The following is a 23,163-nucleotide window of genomic DNA, read 5'->3' as shown; positions in this document are numbered from 1 at the left end:
AAGCTTGTTTGAATCGATGTATTTCATCCGCAGATTATGCACGAATGCCAAGAAATCCGAAGTGCAAATATTAACCAAAAAGAAGATCGTTTTTTGATTTATGAAAGAGATCTATTATATTAACAAACCGACTGCAACCTTTGTTGCAGCAAGTTGGACACTTTAATTATTGGCACTATTACTTACGGTATTAAACTGTATGAACACAACCTTTAAAAAGCTCAAGAAAAATTACATCAATATAATTCCCAAAATCCATAACTGAAGTGGATTTTAAAATGTCGAATTATTGATGACTCGAGATTCCATGAAAGTAACTTTACGCCCCTGCCGATATTGTCTATATCTATCACAACAGAATAAAAATTAAATAATTACAGGATATCAATATGGGCGTTAAGCAGGATACAAGTGCCGGTATTTTTCAAAATAACCCTGAACACTTTACAAGCTTTAATGGGACTAAAGTCGACTCTGCTGCCCTTAAAGATATGGATTTTCAGGATCTAAATGTGGCAGTAATTGGGCTTGACCAGTTTAGTGTGAGTCATCTTGACCGTATTTGCCAGCAAGCGGCATCTGTTAAAGTCTTTCAGATTGAACCGCAATTTGTGATGCCGAGTACCAGCCGCACGCTTCAACGCGTATTGAATCATCCGCTGATCAGCAAAAATAAAAATCTCATTAGTAACCGCATTAAAGGGTTATTGTCTTTACGCTTTTTAGAACAGCAGGTCAAAAATCCCTGGTTAAGACGCCAGCTCATGCCTAATCTGGCAGCCGCTAATCGTCATTACTTTAAGTCAGATAGCTTCTATATCGCCCTGCAACGTGAAAACTGCCAGCTTATTACCTGGCCAATTTTGAAAATTTCTGATCATGCAATTCATTGCATACATGGTGAAAATTATCCAGTTGATGTCATTATTCAAACCTTTAAATAAAAATCTATTTATTTTTTTTTGATATATATTTCATAAAAAATGCTAAATAAGAATAAAGTCCCAAATTTAATTGAGTAATTTTTATACAATTTTAACATCCAAGTACGTTTATATTTTTTCTATAAGGTATTTCGTAGCGAAATAGTACTGATTGATATCAACTATCTTATCATCGTTAATTTCTATCATTAATTATTTTAATATATAAATTTTGATAACCAATGGAGCCAAAAAACAGCTTTGACTCCATGAACTAGGACCTTATCCAATACGACGTTTTAAACCGGTCATTTGCAATACACGCGTCGAGATTTCTTCAATCGACATCTCGGACACATTCAGATATTTAATGCCTTCAGAAATGTAAATTCCTTCAATCGCACGCAATTCCATCTGGCACTGACTAAAGCTGGCATAACGGCTATTTGCCTTACGTTCAGTACGGATTGCCACAAGGCGATCAGCATCAATCATAAGGCCGAAAAGCTTGTTTTTATGCGGGCGCAGCACAGCTGGCAGACGGTTATCATCCAGATCTTCTTCAGTCAGTGGGTAGTTTGCAACACGAATTCCAAACTGTAGAGAAAGATAAATCGAAGTCGGTGTTTTACCAGAACGTGATACCCCAATCAGGATCAGATCGGCCTTGTCATAATGGCGAGTACGCGCGCCATCATCATTATCCAGGGCAAAATGTACAGCATCAATACGCGCTTTATAGGAGGCAGAGTCGGTTACCGCATGAGTTTGTCCTACCAGCGTCGTTGGATCCGTACCTAGCTCTTCGGAAAGTTTACTAATAAGCCCTTCAAATACATCAAGATTTACCGCATTTGCCGTATTAATAATATCACGCACATATGGGTCCACTAAAGTATCAAAAACCAGTGGTTTCTGCCCTTCCTCGTGGGCACGTGCATTGATCTCGGCTACGACATTGGTCGCAGCTTCTTCGGAGCTTATATAGGGAATGATATGTATATCAAAATCGACATGAGGGAACTGTGCCAAAAGTGAGTGTCCCAGCGTCTCTGCGGTGATCGCAGTACCATCAGAAATGAAGAAAACACTACGCTTTATCTGTTTACCTTCCGACATTAAAATTCTCCTCAAACATTTGTCTTCGTACTATATAATCTTTATAGTAAACCGATCTTACATGACTGTCGCTTAGTAAAATCATCCACCTAGGTGATTTGCTATACTCTCATGCCAAGATAATGATTAATACTGCAAAAGTGGAGTAACAACTTTGGAAGCGCGCGTAATTGGTCTGGAAAAATTAGGGAAACACGATGTTGAGCTTGTTGGTGGGAAAAACTCATCTTTGGGCGAAATGATCAGCCACCTAGCAAACGCTGGCGTATCTGTACCAGGTGGTTTTGCAACAACTGCTGGTGCATATCGTGAATTTCTCGAGCAAAGCGGCCTAAACGCTAAAATCAATGCAGAGCTTGCCAGCCTAAACGTTGATGACGTAAACGCTCTTGCTGAAACTGGCGCTAAAATTCGCCAATGGATTGTAGAAACTCCGCTTACTGCAGCATTAGAACAAGAAGTTCGTGCAGCATTTGACGCACTTTCTAACGGCAACCCTGACATCGCGGTTGCCGTTCGTTCATCTGCAACTGCAGAAGACTTACCAGACGCGTCTTTTGCTGGTCAGCAAGAAACTTTCTTGAACATCCGTGGCATCGACAATGTATTGATCGCGATCAAAGAAGTTTTCGCATCTTTATACAATGATCGCGCAATCTCTTACCGTGTACACCAAAACTTTGCCCATGACGTGGTTGCCCTTTCTGCTGGCGTACAACGTATGGTTCGCTCTGAAACTGGCGCAGCTGGTGTAATGTTCACACTGGATACTGAATCAGGCTTCCGTGATGCAGTATTCATCACCGCTTCTTACGGTCTGGGTGAAATGGTTGTACAGGGCGCAGTTAACCCTGACGAATTCTATATCTCTAAACCACTTCTAAATGCTGGTAAGCACGCGATCCTTCGTCGTAATCTTGGTTCTAAACACCAGAAAATGATTTATGGTGAAGAAGGCGCTGCTGGTAAATCAGTAGTTGTAGTAGATGTTGAAAAAGCTGAACGTCAACAGTTCGCTTTAAATGACCAGGAACTTCAAGAACTAGCTAAACAAGCACTGATCATTGAAAAACACTACGGTGCGCCAATGGACATCGAATGGGCAAAAGACGGTGATGACGGCAAACTGTACATCGTTCAGGCGCGTCCTGAAACTGTAAAAAGCCGTGAAAACGTTGGCACAATGGAACGTTACCTGTTGAAACAGAAAGGTACGGTAGTATGTGAAGGCCGTTCAATCGGTCAACGTATCGGTTCTGGTAAAGTCCGCATCGTAACGTCTATTAAAGAAATGGACAAAGTACAAGACGGTGACGTACTTGTATCTGACATGACTGACCCGGACTGGGAACCAGTGATGAAACGTGCTGCTGCAATTGTAACCAATCGTGGTGGTCGTACTTGTCACGCTGCAATCATTGCACGTGAACTGGGTGTTCCAGCAATCGTTGGTTGTGGTAATGCAACTGAAGTACTGGTGGACGGTCAGGAAGTGACTGTATCTTGTGCTGAAGGTGATACTGGTTTCATCTACGAAGGCGCGCTTGATTTTGAAGTTCAAACGAACTCAATCGAATCTATGCCTGAACTTCCATTCAAAGTCATGATGAACGTAGGTAACCCGGATCGTGCATTTGACTTCGCACAAATTCCGAACGAAGGTATTGGTCTTGCTCGTCTTGAGTTCATCATTAACCGCATGATCGGTGTACATCCTAAAGCATTGCTGAACATTGACAGCCTGCCTCGTGAAACGCGTGCTGCTGTGATGGCGCGTACTGCAGGTTATGCATCTCCAATCGAGTTCTATGTGGAAAAACTGGTTGAAGGTATTTCTACCCTTGCTGCTGCATTCGCTGACAAGCCAGTGATCGTACGTATGTCTGACTTCAAGTCAAACGAATATGCGAACCTGATTGGTGGCAAGTTGTATGAACCAGAAGAAGAAAACCCGATGCTGGGCTTCCGTGGTGCAAGCCGCTACGTTTCTGACAACTTTCGTGACTGCTTCGAACTTGAATGCCGTGCATTGAAAAAAGTTCGTGATGAAATGGGCTTGACTAATGTACAAATCATGATTCCTTTTGTACGTACTGTAAACGAGGCGAAACGTGTCATTGAGCTACTGGCATTAAATGGCCTGAAACGTGGTGAAAATGGTCTAAAAGTTATCATGATGTGTGAATTGCCAACTAACGCGCTGTTAGCTGATCAATTCCTTGAACACTTCGATGGCTTCTCTATCGGTTCTAACGACTTGACTCAGTTAACACTAGGTCTAGACCGTGATTCTGGTATCGTATCTCACCTGTTCGATGAACGTGACGCTGCTGTAAAAGTCCTTCTTTCTATGGCGATCCAAGCTTGCCGTAAAGCAGGTAAATATGTAGGTATCTGTGGTCAAGGTCCTTCAGATCACCCAGATCTTGCAAAATGGTTAATGGAACAAGGTATTGAATCTGTATCTTTGAATCCAGACTCAGTATTGGATACCTGGTTCTTCCTTGCTGATCAAGAAGCTAAATAAGCGGAAATTCAGTAAATAAAAAAAGACCCTCAAATGAGGGTCTTTTTTTATTTCAGTAATAAATTTTATATGAATTTAAGATATTAGAGTTAACTAATCATTCCTTTGATATTTATCAGCAAAAAATCTTTCGTCATTACATTAAAATTACAGTTTTTAAACCACCAATCTTGGATACTTTATTTTATGTAGATGGCTAAAAATTTTGGATTTTTTAGTTTCCTAAATCAAATTCGTTTTATTTTGTGTTGTTTTGGTTGTACTTCACCTAAAAATGTCCGACATATGCGCATGTTTGGCTTAAGATTTTGTTTGTGTTATGGCTATAATTCAATAAAATCGAAGCTAAACCTTTTCAACGTACATTTTGAGATTCAGTCTTTATGCAGATTTACCTGGCACGAAACAATCAACAAGCTGGACCATATACGCTTGAACAGCTAAATCAGATGCTTGCAAGCCAGCAGGTATTATTGACTGATTTGGCCTGGCACCAAGGCATGACCGAATGGAAAGCTTTGGGTGAGCTCACGCAGGGTAAATTCGTTTATGAACCTGAAGGTTATATTCCACCTGCACCAGTTGCCGAGCCAGCAGCACTATTTGAGCAGCCTGCAGCACAAACCAATACTTATGCACGTCCTGCACCAAAAGCGAATACATTTGAACTGGCGAGTATTCCTGCGCGTATTTTTGCCAAGTTCGTCGATCTGCTGCTCTGGATTCCAGCAACTTTCATTTTGACTGCCTTCTTCACAGCTGAAGAAAAACTGCGTTTTACTCAGCTAAATGAGCAGATCATGACGCAAGCTATGGGTGGCAGTGCGGATCAGAACCGCGTGCTGGAATTGCAGTCTCAAATGCTGGATATGTTCTCTACTCAGGCTTGGACAGCAGCAGGTTTATATCTGCTGATCATGCTGGTTATCCAAGGTTACCTGATTGCAAAATCTGGTCAAAGCATTGGTAAAAAACTGACTAAAATTAAGATTGTAGACGCGGAAACTGGTACTCAAACTTCACTCATGCGTGCCTTTACTTTGCGCAGTATCGTGTTCATTTTGCCTACAATTTATTTTATTCCATTGTTCTCGCTTGTGGACTGGATTTTCGGTTTGGGCAAAAACCGTCAGACTTTGCACGATAAACTGGCGAAAACCAAGGTGATCAAGCAATAAAATTAAGTTCTCTTTAAAGGGATGCTCTGCATCCCTTTTTTCGCTCATAACTTTGAAATTAAAATAAAATTACTATAAATATTCGACAATCCCGAGCAGTAAAATCGGTTTTTATTACAGTCATTTAAAGCCTCTTTATATATAGCTTAGTTTGTTGTAATCAGGCATAATGCCCTACAACGTAGCGGTGTCTCATGATTAGGAAGATTTTTTGTTAACAAATGAATCTTTTTAATCATGCGACACTTTAATCGCTATCCCATATTAATTTAGGGAATGGGACTCTTCACCGAGGTTGTAAAATGAGACAAACGATTTTAGCTGTATTGTCTTTATCTGCGATGTCCGCACTTTTAACAGGGTGTGGTGGTGATTTAGTACTTCTGAACTCTAAAGGTCCAGTTGCAGCAGGCCAAAGTAGCCTGATGATGACTGCGATTTACTTAATGCTTCTGGTGGTTATTCCATCAGCAATCATGGCATTATGGTTCGGTTGGAAATATCGCGCATCGAATAAAGACGCAGACTATAAACCTACTTGGGCACACTCTACTGCAATTGAAATTGTAGTTTGGGGTATCCCAGTTATTATTATTGCTATTCTTGCCTGGTTAACTTGGTGGGGTTCCCACAAGTACGACCCATACCGTCCGCTTGAATCTGACAAGGCTCCATTAACCGTTCAAGTTATTGCTGAACAGTTCAAATGGATCTTTATCTATCCTGAGCAAGGTATTGCCACTGTTAACGAAATGCGCTTCCCAGAAAAAACTCCGGTTAGCCTTCGTATTACGTCTAACTTCACGATGAACTCTTTCTTCATCCCGGCGTTAAGTGGTCAGATCTATGCAATGGCGGGCATGCAAACTCACCTGAACCTGTTGGCAGACGAAACTAGCCCAGCTGAAGGCTACCGCGGTTTCTCTGCTAACTATTCTGGTTATGGCTTCTCACAAATGCGCTTCCGCGCTCACTCTGTGACTGACGCTCAGTTTGCTGAATGGGTTTCTGCTGTTCAAGCAGGTAATGGTACTTCAGTAAATCCAGAAGCTGTTCAGAAATCTGTATTAGACCAGGCTGAATTCGCATCTCTGCGTGACGGCAACCGTGGTAAACACCAGATTGAAGCGCTGATCGCAAAAGCAAATACTCCTGAAGAGAAGGCTGCTGCTGAAGCTATGAAGCCTTACCCAACTAAGCCACATCCAGTGACTTATTACTCTTCTGTAGAGCAAGGTTTGTTTGAATCTGTGATTAATCACTACATGAGCAACTACCATGGTGCTGACCACTCAGCTCCTGCTGCAGAGCACGGTGTTGCGCACGAAGAAGCTGCTGCTTCTGAAGCACATGTAGCTGATGCACATGCGACTGCTTCTCAAGGGGAATAAGACATGAACTTATTAGGTAAGTTAGGTCCAGATGCAATTCCTTACGATCCAATCGTATTGGTTACTGTTGCAATGATGATCTTAGGCGGTATCGCAGTTGTTGCTGGTATCACCTACTTCAAAAAATGGGGCTACCTGTGGAACGAATGGTTCACATCTGTAGACCATAAAAAAATCGGTATCATGTATATCTTCGTGTCGATTATCATGCTTGTGCGTGGTTTCGCCGATGCGATCATGATGCGTCTTCAGCAGTTCCTTGCAAAAGGTGGTGGTGAAGGTTACTTGCACCCAGAACACTATGACCAGATCTTTACCGCGCACGGCGTGATCATGATCTTCTTCGTAGCAATGGGTCTTGTAGTTGGCTTAATGAACGTAGCTGTACCGCTTCAAATCGGTGCACGTGACGTTGCCTTCCCATTATTGAACTCTCTAAGCTTTTGGCTATTTGCTGGTGCTGCGGGTCTGATGATGGTGTCTCTGGCTCTTGGGGAGTTCGCTGCAACTGGTTGGATGGCATACCCTCCACTATCAGGCATTGAATATTCTCCAGGTGTTGGTGTTGACTACTATATCTGGGCACTTCAGGTTTCAGGTCTAGGTACGCTTCTTACTGGTGTTAACTTCTTTGTTACCATCATCAAAATGCGTGCGCCTGGCATGAAGATGATGGATATGCCGATTTTCACTTGGACTTCGCTTGTAACAGTTGTATTAATCGTTGCAACCTTCCCGGTGTTAACTGCAACACTTGCAATGCTGTCTCTTGACCGTTACTTCGGCTTCCACTTCTTCACAAATGACATGGGTGGTAGCCCAATGTTGTACGTGAACTTGATTTGGACTTGGGGTCACCCAGAAGTTTATATCTTGGTATTACCAGCTTTTGGTATTTACTCAGAAGTAACTTCAGTGTTCTCACGCAAAGCATTGTTCGGCTACAAATCTATGGTGTACGCAACTGTAGCAATTGGTGTTCTTTCACTGGTTGTTTGGGTTCACCACTTCTTTACAATGGGTGCTGGTGCCAACGTTAACGCGTTCTTCGGTATCATGACCATGATTATTGCGATCCCGACTGGTGTAAAAATCTTCTCTTGGTTGTTCACCATGTACAAGGGCCGCATCACTTACACCACTCCAATGCTATGGACACTTGGCTTCCTTGTGACTTTCGGTATCGGTGGTTTAACAGGTGTATTGATGGCAGTTCCACCAGCGGACTTCCTGGTACATAACTCTTTATTCCTGATTGCTCACTTCCATAACGTAATTATTGGCGGTGTAGTATTCGCAATGTTCGCAGGTATCATTTACTACTGGCCAAAAATGTTTGGTTGGAAGCTAAATGAAACTTGGGGTAAAGCAGCGTTCTGGTTCTGGTTCTTCGGTTTCTACTTTGCATTCATGCCACTTTATATCCTTGGTTTCATGGGTATGACTCGTCGTCTGAATACATTTGACAACCCAGAATGGGACCCATATGTAAATATCGCGATGTTCGGTGCGATTCTTATTGCACTAGGTATTGCCTGCTTCGTTATGCAGATCGTTGTTGGTTTCTTGCAACGCGAACAAAATATGGACTATACAGGCGATATCTGGGATGGTCGTACACTTGAGTGGGCTACTTCGTCTCCATCTCCATTCTATAACTTTGCTTACCTTCCAAAGATCAATGGTATTGATACTTTCTGGACTGACAAAGAGAATGGTGTTGCATACGCAAAACCAACCAAGTACGAAGACATCCATATGCCGACTAACCGTGCTGCTGGTTTCGTTATCGCCATGTTCATCACTGTTATGGGCTTCGCGTTAATCTGGCACATCTGGTGGTTAGTAGTTGTTACTTTCGTTGCATCTATCATCAGCTTCATCGTTTCTTCTTTCACCAAGAAAGTGGATTACTATGTCCCAGCTGCTGAAGTTGAGCGTATCGAAAGTGAACGCTATGCGATCCTTGAAAAACACTTGAAGAAGGACTAAGACCATGGCTGAAGTACTTCATCACGACAACCACGGACACGATGAGCATCATCATCACGATGATACTGACATCACTGTCTTTGGTTTCTGGACTTACTTGATGAGTGACCTTGTCCTTTTCGGTACACTCTTCATTGCATTCGCTGTTTTGAGTAGCCACATTCCTGTGGGCACTCCAAGTGCGAAAGATCTGTTTGGCGATTCTTTAGGTTTCGTTCTTACTGAAACCTTCGCCCTTCTGATCTCTTCTGTAACCTTTGGTTTTGCAGTTCTTGCTGCATACAAAAAAGACGTTGCAAAAGTACTGACTTGGTTAGCGATTACTTGGGTATTCGGTGCTATCTTTATCGGCATGGAACTATATGAGTTCAATCACTTAGTTCATGCGGGTCACGGTCCAAGCACAAGTGCGTTCTTATCTGCGTTCTTTACTTTGGTAGGTACGCACGGTATTCACGTAACTTCTGGTCTGGTCTGGATGATCGTGCTTATGATTCAAATCAAGAAATATGGTTTGACTCTTGCAAACACGCGTCGTCTAGCTTGCCTAAGCTTGTTCTGGCACTTCCTTGACATCGTATGGATCTGTGTATTCAGCGTAGTTTACTTGATGGGAGTTCTGTAATGAGTCATGATCATAACGCTGCTGGCGAATCACACGGTAACGTGAAGCAATACACTATCGGCTTCATCCTGTCTGTTATCCTTACTGTAATTCCATTCGGTATGGTTATGGCGGGCGGTTTTGGCCGTGGTATCTTGATTACTGTCATCGCGATCACTGCGGTTGCTCAGATTCTTGTACAGCTGATTTACTTCCTGCACATGAACTCTTCTTCAGAGCAACGCTGGAACGTAATTGCATTTGTGTATACCATCTTAACCATTGCTATTCTTTTAGTAGGTTCTGTATGGATCATGAACTACCTTCACTACAACATGATGATCTAAACTGGTTGTCATGCTGAAAAAGTATTTATTCCTGACTAAGCCAGGAATTCTCTTTGGTAACTTTGTTACCACTTTGGGCGGCTACTTTGTAGCCGCTCAAGGTTCTGTAGATTTCCTTCTCCTGCTCCTTACCCTTTTTGGTACTACATTCGTTGTAGCATCAGGATGTGTGGTCAATAATGTAATTGACCAGGACATCGACCAGAAAATGCAGCGCACACAAAATCGTGCTCTTGTTAAAAAAACCATTTCTGAACCTGTCGCACTTGCCTTTGCTTTTGTATTAGGCCTGGTCGGTTTTAGTGTTCTCTGGTTTTGGGTAAATGCATACGCTTTCCTATTCGCAGTTATTGGTTTTGTCGTATACGTTGGTTTTTACAGCTTATGGACAAAACGAACAACTATTCACCAGACTCTGGTAGGCAGTATTTCCGGCGCAGCTCCGCCTGTGATTGGTTATACCGCAGTTGCAAATCAGTTTGACTTAGGTGCCCTGCTGATCTTCGTTGGGTATGCCTTCTGGCAAATGCCTCACTCGTGGGGAATTGCAGTTTACCGTTTTCAAGATTACAAAAATGCAGGTATTCCTATTCTACCTGTAGCACGTTCAATTCACCGCACCAAGGTCGAATCGCTGATTTATGTGATTCTGTTTGGGGTTGTCATGAATGGCCTGTTTTTCTTTGGCTATGCCAACTGGCTCTATATGGCGGTGTTGAACATCTTAACCTTGTACTGGATTTATTTAAGTATTCAGGGCTTTAAGGCTAAAGATGATGAGGCGTGGGCCAAGCAGTATTTTATGTATTCTGTGAAGCTGATTACTGTGATCAGTATTCTGTTCTGCTTTACATCGACTGCTCCCCAAATGCCATACATCATTTTTTAAAAGATAGAGTTTTACTCTATCTTTTTTTATTTAAGCCTGTTATTTCCCTCGACTCTCTTTTAAATACTTCTACTCTTGCCTTTTAAAATCCTGTCTTTCTGAAACCAACTGCAAAAATACACTTCAATCTTTCTAAAGTGCATTTAACGCATAAAATAAGAATTCTACTTGAGTAAAAAGATACTCATTATGGCGAGATGGCGAGATGGCGAGATGGCGAGATGGCGAGATGGCGAGATGGCGAGATTAGAATTATCTCATTACCAACCATCATTAAATCACCAATTAATTAATCTCAGTCAATTTTCTCTTCTCTTTTCTGTGCTACTCATTCCAGCCCGTACAAAACCGCTGTTTAATTATGCAATTCTTGCCAATCTGGTTGTATTTCTCCCCAAAACCCACTAAACTTCACGCTTCGCAAATATTGCGACACAACCTTGGTTGTGACTCCTTGCTTCAATTGACTTAAAAATTGGGGCTGTTTAAACCGTAAGGAGCTGACAATGCGTCACTACGAAATCGTACTATTGGTACATCCAGACCAAAGCGATCAAGTTGTGGGTATGGTAGAACGTTACCTAACTCACATCAAAGAAGCTGAAGGTCAAATCCACCGTCTTGAAGACTGGGGCCGTCGTCAATTGGCTTACCCAATCAACAAGATCCACAAAGCTCACTACATTCTTATGAATGTTGAGTGTGGTCAAACTACTCTTGATGAGCTTGAAGAATTATTCCGTTATAACGACGCAATCATTCGTAGCCTTATCATCCGTCGTGAAAACGCTATCACTGAAGAGTCACTATTGGCTAAGAGTGCTGAAGAAAAACGCGCGCGTAAAGCTCAACGTGAAGAAGCACAACACGCTCAAGACTCTGCTGAAGCATAAGGAGAACCTAACATGGCACGTTTTTACCGTCGTCGCAAGTTCTGCCGCTTTACAGCTGAGAACGTTACGTACATCGACTACAAAGATATCGACACTTTAAAACAGTACATCACTGAAAACGGCAAGATTGTTCCTAGCCGTATTACAGGTACTAAAGCTCGTTACCAACGTCAATTAGCGCTTGCTATTAAACAAGCTCGCTACTTGTCTTTGATCCCTTACACTGACAATCATAAGTGAGGTTGAGCTGTGGATATTATCTTATTACAACGCATTAAAAACCTTGGTAAACTTGGTGATAAAGTTTCAGTTAAAGCTGGTTACGGCCGTAACTTCTTGATCCCACAAGGTATGGCAGTTGCTGCTACTGAGTCAAACACTGCGGCTTTTGAAGCTCGTCGTGCTGAACTTGAGAAAGCTGAAGCTGATATTTTAGCTGCTGCTCAAGCACGTGCTGACCAATTGAACGAAGTAAATATCGTAATCACTGCGAAAGCTGGTGATGAAGGTAAACTGTTCGGTTCTATCGGTACTCGTGATATCGCTGACGCGTTGACAAATGCTGGTCTTACAGTTGACCGTGCAGAAGTACGTCTTCCAAATGGCGCACTTCGTAACACTGGTGAATTCAACATCGCAATCCAATTGCACCATGATGTTGTTGCAGAAGTTCTAGTTACTATCGTAGCTGAGTAATTTCTCACCAAGAAAAAGAGCATGCTTTGGCATGCTCTTTTTTTATCTAAAATAATTCGAAGATATGGTATATCTCACTTTCATTTTATTATTCGCGTAATTTTAAAAATACACTTCGCATTTTTTAACGGAACGCGTATTATTTCACTTCGTAGTTGATAGTTGCTATCCATCTCCGAGAATATTTAAACCATTGTATTAAAATTCAGGGCTTTATATGTCACAGGCGAATGCCAGCACTAAGCAGAACAGCGCTAAACCAGAAATTGTTGCTGATACTCAGCTCAAGGAGTTTCGCACACCTCCGCACAATTTAGCGATTGAACAAGCTGTACTTGCTGCCTTAATGACGGTTGCCGAATCTTTTGAACAAGTCGGTGATGTGCTTACTGAGAACGATTTTTATGCAACCCGCCATAAATACATCTTCCGTGCGATTGATCAGCTGTCCAAGGACAACTCTCCTTACGATGCCGTACTGGTGCATGACTGGCTGATTAAACAGAATCTGCTGGATGCCATCGGTGGTGAAGAATACCTGATGCAGCTCATGGCTGACTCGCCATCAAGTTTCTACAACCTGGAAACCTACGCCAACAAGATCAAGGAATTCTCGACTCTACGTAGCATGATTAAAGTCAGTTCTGAAATCCTGCAAAATGCCTATGATACCAAAGGTCGTAGCGTCAGTGAAATTCTGGATCTGGCAGAAACCAATATTTTTTCGATTGCCGAGCAACATAATAATAATGCCAAGGCACAAGGGCCGAAGGCAATCAATACCGTTGTTGCAGATGTCTTTGATAAATTGAATGAACTTTCACAAATGGAAGGTTCGATTACCGGTCTCACCACCGGCTTCGTCGAACTCGACAACAAAACTTCCGGCATGCAATCTGGTGACCTGATTATTGTCGCAGCCCGTCCATCGATGGGTAAAACCACCTTTGCCATGAATCTGGTCGAAAGTGTACTGTTTAACAATAACCTGCCTGCTCTGGTTTACTCGATGGAGATGCCAGCCGACTCGATTGCCATGCGTTTGATTTCATCCTTTGGTCGTGTGCATCAGGGTCATTTACGTGCCGGTAAAATGGACAGTGATGAATGGTCTAAAGTCACCAGCACCATTGTGCATTTGCAAGAAAAGAACCTGTATATCGATGACTCCTCTGCTCTGCCACCAACGGAAGTTCGTGCGCGTGCGCGTCGCATTGCCAAAATGCATGGCGGTAAGCTCGGCTGTATCATGGTCGATTACTTGCAGCTCATGAAAGTGCCTGGCATGGGTGATAACCGTGTCGGCGAGATTTCGGAAATTTCTCGTAGCTTAAAAGCGCTCGCTAAAGAAATGCAGTGCCCTGTCATTGCCTTATCGCAGTTGAACCGCTCTCTGGAAAACCGTCCAAACAAACGTCCAGTCATGTCTGACTTGCGTGAATCTGGTGCGATCGAGCAGGATGCCGATTTGATCATGTTTATCTACCGTGATGAAGTCTATAACAAGGAATCTAAAGAAGCCGGGACTGCCGAAATTATTATCGGTAAACAGCGTAATGGTCCAATTGGTACTGTGCGTCTGGCTTTTGAAGGTCAATACACGCGCTTTAGTAACCTCTCTCCTGAGTTCTATGCGCAGTATGATGATGAAGAGTAAATATTCTGCTTAAACCTGATTAAAAAAAGAGACTCAAATGGTCTCTTTTTTTATTGCTTAAGTATACCTTGGAGGAAATTATATAAATGAGCATGTCCATTTGTGGCAGATAGGACTACAATATTTACAGTTTTGAAATGACTGATTTTGTTTTATCAAAACAGTTATTTCTCTCCCTCTTTTGTGTATTTCACACAACATCATTTTGTCATCCCGCAGGAGTATCTAGGGTGCGCCAAGCAACAGTTTATATTGACAGTACAGCACTGCAATATAATTTAAACCGTGTCAAACAACTTGCCCCAACCGCTAAAATCGTCAGCATGGTTAAAGCCAATGCTTACGGACATGGAGTTAAAGACTGCTTAGCAGCCTTAAAAGATAGCGATGCCTTCGGTGTCGCCTGCCTTCAGGAAGCACTGGAAATTCGTGCACTCGGCTATCAGCAACCCATTACCCTAATCGAAGGCATTTTCTCTGCAGATGAAATGCAGGTTGTGATCGCTCAGAATATTGAAGTCATTGTGCATCATCAGCCACAACTGGACTGGTTACTGGCAAATAAAGAAGCCTATATTGCGAAAGGCTTAAAAGTTTGGGTAAAACTCAACAGCGGTATGAACCGTCTTGGTTTTAAAATTGATGTGATTAAAAATGTGATCAATCAATTAAAAGCAGAAGGTTTTACCTGCGTGCTGGCGATGCACTTTGCCAATGCTGATGCGGAACATCCACTCAATGAACAGCAAATCCAGCAGTTTCTTGAAGTAAAAAATGACTGCGCACCTTTAATGGGTTCTTGCTGTAACTCAGCTGCGATCTATAAATATCCAGAATTGCATTTTGACTTTGTTCGTCCGGGCATCATGCTCTACGGCGCGACTCCATTCGCAGACAAAACTGTACATGATCTGGATCTAAAACCAGTCATGACGTTTACTGCCGAAGTGATTGCATTGAATAATATCAAAACGGGTGAACATGTCGGCTATGGTTCAACTTTCACCGCAGATCAGGACATGACATTGGCTATTGTTTCAATTGGCTATGGTGATGGTTATCCACGCGCCTTCCCGAAACAGAATTATGTCACAATTAATGGACAACAGACTCGCGTGATTGGTCGTGTTGCAATGGATATGATCGCGATAGATGCAACTGATCTCAGTCTGCAGCTTGGCACTGAAGTAGAACTGTGGGGTAAAACCCGTCTGGTCGATGATGTCGCTGAAGCAAATGGCACTATCGGCTATGAATTGCTGTGTCGTATGTCTGCACGCCCAGTCCGAAAACTGGTTTAAAATACCGTGCATTAAAAAGCCCAATATTAATTGGGCTTTTTAATTTAATTTTCTGTAGTTTCTTCTTGGTCTTGAGTTTGTAGCTGAGTTAATAGCGCGTCTACATGCACTTGTTCAAAACTATGTGGTGTAAAGTCATTAAAACCCATATTTGTACAAAAGTCCCGGATTTCATCGCGTCGTGAAATATACTTCATCGACCAGCCGGCAAAATTAATCTGCTCAAGCGGACGCATTTCAAAACGTTTGATATTCTCATGCCGTGGATCTTTACTTAGCTTTTCAAATAATACATTCAGATGTTCCAATTTACCTTCAAGACATTGAAAAAAATAGCCATCTGCAAAATATAACGCCCCAGTAATATCGTGACGATAATTAAAATCTCGTGCTTCGGCCAGAATATCCGTTAAGTCATCGAGCAAATTCGACTTATCAGAGGTACTCTGACTGGCATAACAAAAATGATGCATGCTAACCTCTGTAATTTAAATTTTCTTAAATTTACCATGCCACTGTAACGTGATATCAAACAGATAGATAGTTTTATTGAAAATAATCTAAAGTTGGCTTAGGTAATTCCTGTAAACCTTTCTTCAAAGTATCCGACCACTGCTTACTGATTTTGGTGAAATATTCATCATCTTCCTGAATGCGTTTACCTGCCGGAATTTCAAATGTGTCTTTATGATAAACCAGCACATCCAACGGCATACCTACGGAAACATTGGAACGTAAAGTCGAAGCGAAAGAAATCAGTGAACATCGCAGTGCTTCATCTAGCGGCATATCATAGCTGAGTGCCCGATCCAGAATTGGCTTGCCATATTTACTTTCCCCGATCTGGAAATACGGCGTATCACTGGTTGCACAGATAAAGTTGCCTTGTGGATAAATATGATAGAGCTGCATATCTTGTCCGGCAATCTGACCTCCCACCAATAAGCTGCAATAATAGTTGCTTTGCTCCATGGTATCTGTAGTTACACTTTCAATCACATGCTTCAAGGTACGGCCGACCAGTTCCGCGACTTCAAACATGGTATGCAAGCTGAGAATATTAGGTTCCTGATTCAGTTCCAGCTGATTTTTAATATGCCCGATCACCGCTTGTGTCGTAGCCAGATTTCCTGATGCCTGAATAACAATGACGCGCTCACCCGGAATACCAAAGGTATATAATTTGCGAAACACCGATATATGATCTACACCCGCATTTGTCCGAGTGTCACTAATGAACACCATCCCCTGCTCCAAACGAAGCGCACAACAATAAGTCATTTTTTGTCCTTACTAACAACTTAGAACCTGGACGATGGAATGCATGGATTCCACTCCGCCCTTTTCTCTTACCCCACGTACCGGCGCGACGTCCCAATAGTCGCGCCCAATGGCAACATAAATATGTGCACTAGGTACAAATAACTGATTACTTACATCAAAGCAATACCAAGCTTGGTCAATAAATACCTCTGCCCAGGCATGACTGGCCAGATGAGAAGTATTTTGAGCATACAAATAACCCGAAACATAACGTGCCGGTAAGCCCAGATATTTGCACATGGCAATGAAAATATGAGCATGATCCTGACAGACACCCTGTTTCGCCTCAAAAGCATCAATGGCGGATCCATGTACCGAGCTACTATTTGTTATATACGGTACATGCTCCAATACCGCCTGAGCCAAGGCGATCAGATTTAGACGTGTTGAAACTGGCACATACTGTTTTACAAAGTCCTTCATCTCCTCATTGCACTGAGTAGTTGAAGTCGGCTGCAAGAACAGGTTTGGATTGATCTGATCATTCATTCCCTGATCATTATTCAAGGGATTTAAATCGACTATACCTTGCGCCATAATGATTAAGTACTGATAAGGTGTGCGCTGAGTACTGGTAATCCACAAATTATGAAAGGCATCCCGGCTCAGCTCCCGACTGCCCGGCACGCTGACATCCCAGGAATGTACCTGCTGATGTACATTACTGGAAGGCATCATCTTAATGTACTGAATACTACTGGTGACAGTCTCGGTATAACTATAATGTGTTTGGTGATTCACCATCAACTTCATACATTAATCTCAAACATATGATGAATATAATCACTGAATTGATAAAAATTGATCAGGTCTGTATGGTCACGTAGCTGGTTCCAGTATTCATTCAGATCTGACCAGCCCATCTCAACCAAAGATTCAATCACATAATCAATTTTTGCAATTGTAGTGGTGGTGTCTTCACCTAGACGTAGCTCCTGATCAAGCTTTTCCAGACATTGACCCAGACTAAAAAACAGAAACACATCCGGAGCTTCACCTTCCAGAATATCCTGACAATCTGTCACGACATCACAGATATAACCGGCATTCTGATCAGCAGTACGAATCAGGCGGTTCAGTTCTGCATAAGCTTTGGCAGACAGTACACCACGTAGTTCCTGAATATTGTCACGGGCCACTTTAAACTGTTGATGGAATGAATAAGGTTGAGCCGGATCCAGCACCAGTTCATTTAGCGAACTGGCATCAAAGGCTGGCAGGCAGAATGCATGCGCATATGCGACTGCCGCATCATCTTCTAAAAATGGAAAATGGGCACATAAAAACTGTGTTCTTGATAAGTAGCGACCCAACCAAAAAATGTGTTGCGCATTGGAATTAAGTAAGAGCATGACAAATTCCTTCTTTGCTATTTTTATGAATGGAGGTTATCAACAATCCAGGTGTCTTTAATGCCACCGCCTTGGGAGGAATTCACGACCAGCGAACCTGCTTGCATTGCTACACGTGTCAGTCCACCTGGTACGATTTCAGTACGATAAGGTGAGCTGAGTACAAATGGACGCAAATCAATATGACGTTCTGCAATGCCATAATTGGTTAAGGTTGGGCTGACGGACAGATCCAGCGTTGGTTGGGCAATATATAAATGTGGCGCAGCCATGATTTTCTCTCTAAAGGTTTCAATCTGCTGTCTAGACGCCTGTGGACCGATCAGCATGCCATAGCCACCTGAACCTTGGGCTTCTTTCACAACCAGCTCATCAAGATGCGCCAATACATAACTGAGATCTTTAGCCTCACGGCATTGATAAGTTGGAACATTCTTCAAAATGGGTTGTTCGCCAAGGTAGAAATTAATCATCTTATCCACATAAGGATAGATCGACTTGTCATCTGCTACACCGGTTCCCGGTGCATTCGCAATAACAACGTTGTGCTGCAAATAGGCAGACATCAGGCCTGGTACGCCAAGGGTACTATCAGGTTTAAAACAAAGCGGATCGATATAGGCATCATCGACACGTCTATAAATAACATCTACCTGCTGACGACCACGTATAGTTTTTACATAAACTTTCGCGTTCTCTACATAAAGGTCACGTGATGTCACTAATGGCACATCCATTTCCCTTGCCAGGAAAGCATGTTCATAGTAGGCACTATTAAAACGGCCCGGAGTCAGGACCACGATAAAGGGATTATCGACAGCTGAGTTTTCTGCCAGAATTTCTTTGAGTAAATGTGGGTATTGCTCTATACCAGCAATAGGTGTCTGTTCAAACAGGCTCAGCATCAGCTTTTCACTGATCTTGCGGCTTTCCAGCATATAAGACACACCTGAAGGGGTCCTTAGGTTATCTTCAAGTACATAGAATTCACCCTTTGAGTCACGGATAATATCAATGCCACTGATCTGACTATAAATGCTGCCTTTTAGACTATGCTGATACATGTGTGGCTGATAAGCCTCATGGGTCAGCACTTGCAGCTCAGGCACAATCCCAGCTTTGAGGATGTCCTGCTGATGATAGATGTCATGCAAAAACAGGTTCAGGGCTTTAACACGCTGTTCACAACCGAGTGCCACCATATTCCATTGCTTGCGTGCAATCACGCGTGGAATAATGTCAAAAGGGATGGTACGTTCGGTGCCTTCTTCATCTCCATAAACCGTGAAGGTAATTCCTTCATAAAGAAAATGTTCTTTTGCCAATTTATTCAGGGTGTTAAGCTCATCTAAAGTATGCTTTGACAGCCACTCTTCGATTTTTTGCCCAGCCAGACCATTCATATTCTGGTCATCACGCATTTCATTAAAGAATTTAGATGCCATCTGCTGCAGCACTTGTAGAGGTTTGCCTGTGTGAGTTGCTACCGTGTCCTTCGATTCTGTAAAATTAGTGTTAATCGCCGTTGTTGTAAAATTTTCTATAGTCGTTGTGATATTTGTATCCTGGGTTTCTTTTAGCATACAAACCTCGTCGTATTGTAATCAAATTGTATATTTAACAAAGCAATATCCATGCCATGCGGTATTTTTGTACTTACCATTAATCCCTTTAATTCCAAGTGACTCAATGGCATTTTTGCACCAATGTGTATCTATTCTGCTATTCTCGATTACTTAAAATACTTGCGAAAAAAATAGAGATTTTTTATTGTGTTAATGATTTTTTCTCAATTTGCAGATCCTGATTTCAGCTTATGACCGCACAAGAAAAAGAAACTTCGAATAGCCTTTATCGCCAATGGCAAATTTTATCGCGCCTGACGACCGGGAAATGGATGGGCACTCGCGAATTGCAGGAAATCCTGGAACGTGAAGGTGTGGAAATTAGTTTGCGCACTATTCAGCGTGACCTGAATCAGATTGCGCAGCGTTTTCCCATTGAAAGCAGCAAAACTATTCCACAGGGCTGGCGTTGGCGTTCCGATGCACCGATTCAAAGTCTGCCGCACATGACCAGTTCACAAGCAGTGACGTTTATGATGGTTGAGGAACATCTCAAACATCTGTTACCACCCAGTCTGATTGAAGAAATGAATCCCTGGTTTGATCTCGCACGTCGCAGCCTGTCAACCCAGAACAATGTACGACAATGGATTAACCGGGTCCGTATCGTTCCTGCGACTCAGCCGCTGATTCCACCTGTTGTCGACCGTCAGGCACAACAGGCGGTTTATGAAGGTCTGTTACAGGACAAGCAGCTGGAATGTATCTATCAGGGTCGTGGGCAAAATAGTGAAGAAAAAACCTATATTCTTAATCCGCTGGCATTAGTACAGAAAGGTTCGATCATTTATCTGGTATGTACCCGTCATGACAAATCCGATATTCAGACCTTTGCCTTGCACCGCTTTAAGTCTGCGAATGTTTTAAATACGCGTGCCCTGCATCCGGTGAACTTTGATATTGATGAATATATTGAATCCGGTGCTTTGGGCTTCCGGGTCAACTTTGACCAGCCTACTGAAAATGTCATGCTGAAGCTGCACATGCCTGAAGCAGATGCACATTATTTTGAAGAAAGCCAGCTCAGCCGCGACCAACAGATTGAAAAACTTGATCATGGTATGGCTCTTATTAGTGCCACGGTTCCTTTTACTTCACAGCTGGTATGGTGGCTACGCAGCTTTGGTAACAAAATTCAAAAAATTGAACCTGAGCACGTTTCCCGAGCCGTATATCAACAAGACGAAGCATAAAAACTGACATAAAAAAGTCCCATTCCCGGGACTCATAATTTTTTATATTGTTTTTGTTATTGTTCTGGTTAATCGGCTGCTGATCCTGCATATATCTGTCTTGTTCCCCCAGATATATGCAGTAAGGAAGTTTCATAGTTAAGGGCATTACATACATGAGCACGCCAGCTCTGCAGTATTGAACCGGATTGATTTCTTCGTCATACCATCTCCCCCGCTATTGGATAAAATAACTTTAAACCAGCTTTTCCTGCATGTGAAATAAAAAGAAGCGATGCCTTTTGCAGATTTTTTTCATAGGATTTTTCCTGCTAAACATATCCATTTTGATTAATTTTCAATCCAAACCATCTTTCCAAGTTAAACCTATAAAATCGAATAACAATTTTGTTCTTGTATAAAACCGCCAAGCCTTGAAAATCTGAAGGTCTGATAAGAACAACAGGGAATCAAGATTTTATGGCAAATCCAGCTCAACTTGTCCGGCATAAACTGCTGAATACTTTCTTTTCACGCTATTCCATCTGGTTCCTTTGTATCTTTATTGCGTTGGTATTTACCGGCTTTCATATCGGCTATTCGCCCCGCTATATTTACTATTTCATGCCTCAAACGCTGGTCAATACGCTGTGGATTATTAGCGCTGTTCTGAGTGTGGTGGGGCTATATGATGTACTACAACACCGGCATTCTATTCTCAGGAATTATCCGATTATGGGTCATTTCCGCTTCCTATTTGAAGAGTTCCGCCCTGAAATTCGCCAGTACTTTATTGAAGCCGATCAGGATGCCCTGCCTTTTTCCCGTATGCAGCGCAGTCTGGTTTATCAACGCGCTAAAAATGAAAATTCTGACAAGCCTTTTGGTTCAATTATTGATGTCTATAACCATGACTATAAGTTTGTCACGCATTCGATTATCCCTTGCCCACCCGCAGATCCAGCAACTTTCAGGATTACGATTGGCAATGAACAATGCAAGCAGCCTTATAGTGCTTCAATCATGAATATTTCCGCCATGAGTTTTGGCAGTATGAGTGCCAATGCCATCCGCGCGCTTAATCTGGGTGCCAAAATGGGCAATTTCTACCATGATACGGGTGAAGGCAGTATTAGCCCTTATCATCTGGAAAATGGCGGAGACCTGGTTTGGGAAATTGGTAGTGCTTACTTTGGTTGTCGTACACTGGACGGCCAGTTTGATCCGGTCAAATTTGCGGAGAAAGCCAAAATTCCACAAGTGAAAATGATTGAAATCAAGTTGTCTCAAGGTGCGAAACCAGGACACGGTGGGATTCTTCCAAAAGCCAAGATTTCTGAGGAAATTGCCGAGATTCGCGGAGTTAGCCGCGAACATGACTGTGTTTCGCCAGCCAGTCATCCTGCGTTTGGCACCCCAATTGAAATGATGGAATTCATTCAGCAATTACGTGAGCTGTCTGGTGGCAAACCGGTTGGTTTTAAGCTATGTCTGGGGCAGCCTTGGCAATTTATGAGTATCGTCAAAGCGATGCTGCATACCAAAATCCTGCCAGACTTCATTGTGGTCGATGGTTCAGAAGGCGGTACAGGTGCAGCACCGATTGAGATGATTGATAATATTGGTGTCCCCCTACGTGAAGGCTTATTGTTCGTTCATAACACATTAGTGGGTGCAGGATTACGCAAACAGATCAAAATTGGTGCAAGCGGCAAGATCATTAGTGCATTCGATATCGCCAGTACGATCGCCATTGGTGCAGACTGGGTCAACTCAGCGCGTGGTTTTATGTTTGCTATTGGCTGTATTCAAGCGCAAAGCTGTCATACTAACCAGTGTCCGGTTGGTGTCACTACTCAGGATAAGAGCCGCCAAAAGGCGCTACATGTGCCAAGCAAGGCAGAACGGGTTTATAATTATCATAAAAGCACCCTTAAAGCCCTCTCCGAAATGATCGCTTCTGCTGGTGTTTGTCATCCATCTGGTATTAAACCTCATCAACTGGCTCAACGCATCAACAGCCATGAGATTAAAAACTATGCACAATTGCACTTCTGGATGAAGGAAAATGAGCTCCTCCATTGTGAAAATCGTGATGAAGAAAACTTTTATTACCGTATGTGGAATATCGCAACTGCAGAAAAATTTTAAGTACTTCTAAATGAAAAAGGCGA

21 protein-coding genes are annotated in these 23,163 nt (G+C 42.5%); 15 read left to right on the top strand and 6 right to left on the bottom strand.

The window, feature by feature from the left end; all coding sequences use genetic code 11:
• Positions 1-389 precede the first annotated feature (389 nt).
• Positions 390-944, top strand: a complete 555-nt coding sequence (locus ACTJIX_RS01310; protein ID WP_286861729.1) for a flavoprotein — start codon at positions 390-392, stop codon at positions 942-944.
• Positions 945-1,205: 261 nt separating this feature from the next.
• On the opposite strand, the gene ppsR is transcribed toward ACTJIX_RS01310, so the two are convergent.
• Complete coding sequence (ppsR, locus tag ACTJIX_RS01305; protein ID WP_004815709.1) at positions 1,206-2,042, bottom strand: posphoenolpyruvate synthetase regulatory kinase/phosphorylase PpsR; 837 nt, start codon at positions 2,040-2,042, stop codon at positions 1,206-1,208.
• A 154-nt stretch (positions 2,043-2,196) separates the two neighbouring features.
• Here ppsR and ppsA point away from each other — a divergent pair, with 154 nt between their 5' ends.
• The 12 genes from ppsA (at position 2,197) to alr (ending at position 15,517) form a co-directional block, all read left to right on the top strand.
• Positions 2,197-4,569 carry a phosphoenolpyruvate synthase gene (gene ppsA, locus ACTJIX_RS01300; protein WP_004892929.1) on the top strand — a complete coding sequence of 791 codons (2,373 nt, stop codon included), beginning with the start codon at positions 2,197-2,199 and terminating at the stop codon, positions 4,567-4,569.
• A 383-nt stretch (positions 4,570-4,952) separates the two neighbouring features.
• The gene (locus ACTJIX_RS01295) at positions 4,953-5,747 is read left to right on the top strand and encodes an RDD family protein (RefSeq protein ID WP_005222427.1); all 795 of its coding nucleotides are present in this window, start codon (positions 4,953-4,955) and stop codon (positions 5,745-5,747) included.
• A gap of 302 nt (positions 5,748-6,049) precedes the next feature.
• On the top strand, positions 6,050-7,138 hold the full coding sequence (cyoA, locus tag ACTJIX_RS01290; protein ID WP_005222428.1) for a ubiquinol oxidase subunit II: 1,089 nt from the start codon (positions 6,050-6,052) through the stop codon (positions 7,136-7,138).
• A gap of 3 nt (positions 7,139-7,141) precedes the next feature.
• Positions 7,142-9,130: a cytochrome o ubiquinol oxidase subunit I gene (gene cyoB / locus ACTJIX_RS01285; protein WP_005222430.1), complete on the top strand. Its 1,989-nt coding sequence runs from the start codon at positions 7,142-7,144 to the stop codon at positions 9,128-9,130.
• 4 nt (positions 9,131-9,134) lie between these two features.
• On the top strand, positions 9,135-9,755 hold the full coding sequence (cyoC, locus tag ACTJIX_RS01280) for a cytochrome o ubiquinol oxidase subunit III (protein WP_004815698.1): 621 nt from the start codon (positions 9,135-9,137) through the stop codon (positions 9,753-9,755).
• Positions 9,755-10,081, top strand: a complete 327-nt coding sequence (locus ACTJIX_RS01275) for a cytochrome o ubiquinol oxidase subunit IV (RefSeq protein WP_004815696.1) — start codon at positions 9,755-9,757, stop codon at positions 10,079-10,081. Before cyoC ends, ACTJIX_RS01275 begins: the two co-directional genes overlap by 1 nt.
• A gap of 10 nt (positions 10,082-10,091) precedes the next feature.
• Complete coding sequence (gene cyoE, locus ACTJIX_RS01270) at positions 10,092-10,970, top strand: heme o synthase (RefSeq protein ID WP_005222432.1); 879 nt, start codon at positions 10,092-10,094, stop codon at positions 10,968-10,970.
• A 506-nt stretch (positions 10,971-11,476) separates the two neighbouring features.
• On the top strand, positions 11,477-11,863 hold the full coding sequence (gene rpsF / locus ACTJIX_RS01265; protein WP_004278789.1) for a 30S ribosomal protein S6: 387 nt from the start codon (positions 11,477-11,479) through the stop codon (positions 11,861-11,863).
• A 12-nt stretch (positions 11,864-11,875) separates the two neighbouring features.
• Positions 11,876-12,103 (top strand): 30S ribosomal protein S18, encoded by a 228-nt coding sequence (gene rpsR, locus ACTJIX_RS01260; protein ID WP_004278792.1) that lies wholly within the window; start codon positions 11,876-11,878, stop codon positions 12,101-12,103.
• Positions 12,104-12,112: 9 nt separating this feature from the next.
• Positions 12,113-12,559 (top strand): 50S ribosomal protein L9, encoded by a 447-nt coding sequence (rplI, locus tag ACTJIX_RS01255; RefSeq protein WP_004815692.1) that lies wholly within the window; start codon positions 12,113-12,115, stop codon positions 12,557-12,559.
• 217 nt (positions 12,560-12,776) lie between these two features.
• Positions 12,777-14,216, top strand: coding sequence for a replicative DNA helicase (gene dnaB, locus ACTJIX_RS01250; protein ID WP_005222435.1), 1,440 nt, complete (start codon positions 12,777-12,779; stop codon positions 14,214-14,216).
• Positions 14,217-14,446: 230 nt separating this feature from the next.
• Positions 14,447-15,517, top strand: coding sequence for an alanine racemase (gene alr / locus ACTJIX_RS01245; RefSeq protein ID WP_005222437.1), 1,071 nt, complete (start codon positions 14,447-14,449; stop codon positions 15,515-15,517).
• A gap of 44 nt (positions 15,518-15,561) precedes the next feature.
• On the opposite strand, the gene ACTJIX_RS01240 is transcribed toward alr, so the two are convergent.
• The 5 genes from ACTJIX_RS01240 to ACTJIX_RS01220 form a co-directional block, all read right to left on the bottom strand.
• Entirely contained in the window at positions 15,562-15,990 is a 429-nt protein-coding gene (locus tag ACTJIX_RS01240) for a BLUF domain-containing protein (protein ID WP_004815687.1), read from the bottom strand.
• Positions 15,991-16,063: 73 nt separating this feature from the next.
• Positions 16,064-16,798, bottom strand: a complete 735-nt coding sequence (locus tag ACTJIX_RS01235) for a proteasome-type protease (RefSeq protein ID WP_005222442.1) — start codon at positions 16,796-16,798, stop codon at positions 16,064-16,066.
• A 12-nt stretch (positions 16,799-16,810) separates the two neighbouring features.
• A complete protein-coding gene (locus tag ACTJIX_RS01230; protein WP_005222444.1) occupies positions 16,811-17,593 on the bottom strand; it encodes a transglutaminase family protein in 783 nt (260 codons plus the stop codon).
• A complete protein-coding gene (locus tag ACTJIX_RS01225) occupies positions 17,590-18,192 on the bottom strand; it encodes an alpha-E domain-containing protein (protein ID WP_004892897.1) in 603 nt (200 codons plus the stop codon). Before ACTJIX_RS01225 ends, ACTJIX_RS01230 begins: the two co-directional genes overlap by 4 nt.
• Positions 18,193-18,215: 23 nt before the next feature.
• Entirely contained in the window at positions 18,216-19,775 is a 1,560-nt protein-coding gene (locus tag ACTJIX_RS01220) for a circularly permuted type 2 ATP-grasp protein (protein WP_440611081.1), read from the bottom strand.
• Positions 19,776-20,008: 233 nt separating this feature from the next.
• On the opposite strand from ACTJIX_RS01220, the gene ACTJIX_RS01215 reads away from it, so the two are divergent.
• Entirely contained in the window at positions 20,009-21,010 is a 1,002-nt protein-coding gene (locus tag ACTJIX_RS01215; protein ID WP_005222449.1) for a helix-turn-helix transcriptional regulator, read from the top strand.
• 459 nt (positions 21,011-21,469) lie between these two features.
• Positions 21,470-23,140 (top strand): FMN-binding glutamate synthase family protein, encoded by a 1,671-nt coding sequence (locus tag ACTJIX_RS01210; protein ID WP_004815676.1) that lies wholly within the window; start codon positions 21,470-21,472, stop codon positions 23,138-23,140.
• Positions 23,141-23,163: the final 23 nt, after the last annotated feature.

The sequence above is a fragment of the Acinetobacter sp. 22323 genome, assembly GCF_052044895.1.
Lineage (GTDB): Bacteria > Pseudomonadota > Gammaproteobacteria > Pseudomonadales > Moraxellaceae > Acinetobacter > Acinetobacter schindleri.
Note: the sequence above shows the minus strand (reverse complement) of the source record. Positions and strands in the feature narration are given on the sequence as shown.

Bases quoted from the DNA above. Each gene is read 5' to 3' on its own strand.
- ACTJIX_RS01220 (WP_440611081.1), bottom strand. From the start codon at position 19,775: ATGCTAAAAGAAACCCAGGATACAAATATCACAACGACTATAGAAAAT.
- dnaB (WP_005222435.1), top strand. From the start codon at position 12,777: ATGTCACAGGCGAATGCCAGCACTAAGCAGAACAGCGCTAAACCAGAA.
- cyoC (WP_004815698.1), top strand. From the start codon at position 9,135: ATGGCTGAAGTACTTCATCACGACAACCACGGACACGATGAGCATCAT.
- ACTJIX_RS01235 (WP_005222442.1), bottom strand. From the start codon at position 16,798: ATGACTTATTGTTGTGCGCTTCGTTTGGAGCAGGGGATGGTGTTCATT.
- cyoE (WP_005222432.1), top strand. From the start codon at position 10,092: ATGCTGAAAAAGTATTTATTCCTGACTAAGCCAGGAATTCTCTTTGGT.
- ppsR (WP_004815709.1), bottom strand. From the start codon at position 2,042: ATGTCGGAAGGTAAACAGATAAAGCGTAGTGTTTTCTTCATTTCTGAT.
- cyoB (WP_005222430.1), top strand. From the start codon at position 7,142: ATGAACTTATTAGGTAAGTTAGGTCCAGATGCAATTCCTTACGATCCA.
- ACTJIX_RS01310 (WP_286861729.1), top strand. From the start codon at position 390: ATGGGCGTTAAGCAGGATACAAGTGCCGGTATTTTTCAAAATAACCCT.
- cyoA (WP_005222428.1), top strand. From the start codon at position 6,050: ATGAGACAAACGATTTTAGCTGTATTGTCTTTATCTGCGATGTCCGCA.
- ACTJIX_RS01275 (WP_004815696.1), top strand. From the start codon at position 9,755: ATGAGTCATGATCATAACGCTGCTGGCGAATCACACGGTAACGTGAAG.
- ACTJIX_RS01230 (WP_005222444.1), bottom strand. From the start codon at position 17,593: ATGAAGTTGATGGTGAATCACCAAACACATTATAGTTATACCGAGACT.
- ACTJIX_RS01240 (WP_004815687.1), bottom strand. From the start codon at position 15,990: ATGCATCATTTTTGTTATGCCAGTCAGAGTACCTCTGATAAGTCGAAT.
- ACTJIX_RS01210 (WP_004815676.1), top strand. From the start codon at position 21,470: ATGGCAAATCCAGCTCAACTTGTCCGGCATAAACTGCTGAATACTTTC.
- rpsF (WP_004278789.1), top strand. From the start codon at position 11,477: ATGCGTCACTACGAAATCGTACTATTGGTACATCCAGACCAAAGCGAT.
- ACTJIX_RS01225 (WP_004892897.1), bottom strand. From the start codon at position 18,192: ATGCTCTTACTTAATTCCAATGCGCAACACATTTTTTGGTTGGGTCGC.
- ACTJIX_RS01295 (WP_005222427.1), top strand. From the start codon at position 4,953: ATGCAGATTTACCTGGCACGAAACAATCAACAAGCTGGACCATATACG.
- ACTJIX_RS01215 (WP_005222449.1), top strand. From the start codon at position 20,009: ATGACCGCACAAGAAAAAGAAACTTCGAATAGCCTTTATCGCCAATGG.
- rpsR (WP_004278792.1), top strand. From the start codon at position 11,876: ATGGCACGTTTTTACCGTCGTCGCAAGTTCTGCCGCTTTACAGCTGAG.